Source organism: Mesorhizobium sp. M7A.F.Ca.CA.001.10.2.1, from assembly GCF_003998575.1.
GTDB lineage: Bacteria > Pseudomonadota > Alphaproteobacteria > Rhizobiales > Rhizobiaceae > Mesorhizobium.
On the sequence record NZ_RZQY01000766.1, the window covers coordinates 1 to 2,620 of the forward strand.

The following is a 2,620-nucleotide window of genomic DNA, read 5'->3' on the forward strand; positions in this document are numbered from 1 at the left end:
TATCCGTTCTGGCCAAGCTTGGATTGCTGCGCATCTTCGTGCTCGAACGCGAAGACGAGATCATCGCCATCTCGATCAATTTCGAGCAGCATGGAACGATGATGGCTTTCGTCACCACCTATGATCCGGCCTTCGAACGGGCCTCGCCGGGGATGGTCTTGATGATGGATTACATCCAGTGGTCGTTTGACCGGGGCTTGACCACGATCGATTTTCTCTGCGGCGGCGAGGATTTCAAGCGCCGCTTTGCGACGCATTCGGTGATCTTGTCGTCGGTGGTGGGTGGACGAAACCTGCGCGGACGCCTAGCCGCCCTGGCAGACCGCGCCCGCCACGCGGCGCAATCCTGGCGCCCCGAGAAATCGGCGCAGCAAGCGGAGCTGGTTGCGGCGGAGTAGCATTGCCGACGCTTTTTAGATCGCCTGCACAGCGGCAAGCGCGAAACGATCGGGCAATCCCGATCAAGGCTTGCTGTCTTCAGCTCAGAATACGGTTCGCGAAACCGGGCGCTCGACGGCTGGAGACAAGCCATCCTCACGGCCGCCCGAAGCTTGCTCGCGTGCAGGCTCGATGGCACCCGCAGGCGCGGGAACAGGGGCCGGCAGAACCACCAATTGCGGCACCTGCTTGAAGGAAAAGCCGCCGCGGATGTCGCCCATCTTGCCGGCGATGATGCCCATCGCCGCCTTTTCGAGGCTGCGGTCATAGCGCGTTTCGGCTGTGGCCGGCGCGATGATAACGGCGCAAAGTGCTGCGCCGCACAGAAGCGTTTTCATTGTTGTTGTCTCCCTGCCTGATCACGATCTAGCAGGGCGCCATTGAAAAACGGCCAAGAGACACGGTAAGCAAAGCGCCAAATGGCAGCGTAAACAATGCCTTAAGATCGCTTGCCGGCAAACTAATTCAAGTCTTTGAGACTTTGATTCAGGCGCGCTGGGATTCAGGCGCGCTGGGCGTGGACTGTGTGCCCGAGTGCCACGAACACGGTGCGCACGATGCCGGCGGCATCGAGCCCGGCATCGGCATACATCTTTTCCGGCTTGGCGTGGTCGCTGAACGCGTCGGGCAGCACCAGCGGACGCACCTTCAGGCCGCTTTCCAGCAGGCCCTCATGGGCAAGGAACTGCAGCACGTGGCTGGCGAAGCCGCCGACGGCGCCCTCCTCCACCGTCACCAGCACCTCATGCGAGCGGGCCAGCCGCCGGATCAGATCCTGGTCGAGCGGCTTGGCGAAACGGGCGTCGGCGACCGTGGTGGACAGCCCGGCAGCACCTAGCTCCTCCGCGGCGATCAGGCAATCCTGCAGCCGCGTGCCGAAAGACAGCAATGCAACCTTGGTACCCTCCTTGACGATGCGGCCCTTGCCGATTTCGAGAACCGAGCCGCGCTCCGGCATGTCGACGCCGACGCCATTGCCGCGCGGATAGCGGAAGGCGATCGGACCCTCATCATAGCTCGCCGCGGTGCGCACCATGTGGCGCAGCTCCGCCTCGTCGGCGGCCGCCATGACGACGAAACCCGGCAGTGTCGCCAGGAAGGTGGTGTCGAAGGCGCCGCAATGGGTCGCGCCATCGGCGCCGACGAAACCGGCGCGGTCGATGGGAAACCGCACCGGCAATTTCTGAATAGCGACGTCGTGGACGACCTGGTCGTAGGCGCGCTGCAGGAAGGTGGAATAGATGGCCGCGAACGGCTTGCAGCCTTCGGTGGCAAGGCCGGCGGCGAAGGTCACCGCGTGCTGTTCGGCGATGCCGACATCGAAGGTGCGCGATGGGAACGCTTCACCGAACAGGTCGAGGCCGGTGCCGCTCGGCATGGCGGCCGTGACGGCGACGATGCGGTCGTCCTCGCGGCCCTCCTGGACCAGGCTTTCGGCGAACACCTTGGTGTAGGCCGGTGCGTTGGCTGGCGCCTTGGCCTGCGCGCCGGTGATGACGTCGAACTTGTTGACGCCGTGATATTTGTCGGCGGCGGCTTCGGCCGGCGCATAGCCCTTGCCCTTCTGGGTGACGACATGGATGAGCACCGGGCCTTCGCCATTGTCGCGGACATTTTTCAGGACCGGGATCAGGTGCTCCAGATTGTGGCCGTCTATGGGGCCGATGTGATAGAAGCCGAGTTCCTCGAACAGCGTGCCGCCGGTGACATAGCCGCGTGCATGCTCGACCGCCCTTGTGATCGCACGATCCGCGCGCTTGCCGAGATAGGACGTCAGTTTCTTGCCGAAATCGCGCAGGCCGATATAGGCCTTGCCGGAGGCCAGCCGCGCCAGATAGGCGCTCATCGCGCCGGTCGGCGGCGCGATCGACATGTCGTTGTCATTGAGAATGACGATCAGCCGTGCATCGAGCGCACCGGCATTGTTCATCGCCTCATAGGCCATGCCGGCAGACATGGCGCCATCGCCGATGACGGCAATGACGCTGTTGCGGCCGCCGGAGAGATCGCGGGCGGCGGCCATGCCGAGGCCGGCCGATATCGATGTCGAGGAGTGGGCGGCGCCGAAGGGATCGTACTCGCTCTCGGCGCGGCGGGTGAAGCCGGACAGACCGCCTTCCTGGCGCAGCGTGCGGATACGGTCGCGGCGGCCGGTCAGGATCTTGTGCGGATAGGCCTGGTG

3 protein-coding genes are annotated in these 2,620 nt (G+C 64.2%); 1 reads left to right on the forward strand and 2 read right to left on the reverse strand.

What is annotated here, in order from left to right:
* The coding region (locus tag EN964_RS31360; RefSeq protein WP_127277189.1) for a GNAT family N-acetyltransferase at window positions 1-398 on the forward strand (398 nt) is incomplete at its 5' end.
* Between the two features lie 84 nt (window positions 399-482).
* On the opposite strand, the gene EN964_RS31365 is transcribed toward EN964_RS31360, so the two are convergent.
* Both EN964_RS31365 and dxs read right to left on the reverse strand, forming a co-directional pair.
* A complete protein-coding gene (locus tag EN964_RS31365; RefSeq protein ID WP_127268717.1) occupies window positions 483-776 on the reverse strand; it encodes a hypothetical protein in 294 nt (97 codons plus the stop codon).
* A 164-nt stretch (window positions 777-940) separates the two neighbouring features.
* The coding region (gene dxs, locus EN964_RS31370; RefSeq protein ID WP_127277191.1) for a 1-deoxy-D-xylulose-5-phosphate synthase at window positions 941-2,620 on the reverse strand (1,680 nt) is incomplete at its 5' end.